The 233-nt window shown below is 70.4% G+C and carries 1 protein-coding gene; it reads right to left on the bottom strand.

All coding sequences use genetic code 11. From position 1 onward, the window contains the following. Window positions 1-233 (bottom strand): LLM class flavin-dependent oxidoreductase (locus tag AOK08_RS48215; protein ID WP_422125823.1); only part of this gene is annotated, 233 nt, incomplete at both ends.

The following is a 233-nucleotide window of genomic DNA, read 5'->3' as shown; positions in this document are numbered from 1 at the left end:
TCCAGCAGCTCGTCCTGGAGCTTGCCGCGCCGCTTCCAGTCGGCGCCGAAATGCGCGTACTCCTCGGGCCGGTATCCGATCCCGGCGACCGTGATCAGCCGCCCGCCGCTCAGCAGATCGAGTACGGCGATGTCCTCGGCGAGCCTCAACGGGTCGTGCAACGGGCCGATCATCGCCGACACGGTCACCGCGATCCGGCGCGTCGCCCCGAACACCGCCCCCGCGAAGGCGAA

The organism is Streptomyces graminilatus, assembly GCF_001418565.1.
Classification (GTDB): domain Bacteria; phylum Actinomycetota; class Actinomycetes; order Streptomycetales; family Streptomycetaceae; genus Streptomyces; species Streptomyces graminilatus.
Note: the sequence above shows the minus strand (reverse complement) of the source record. Positions and strands in the feature narration are given on the sequence as shown.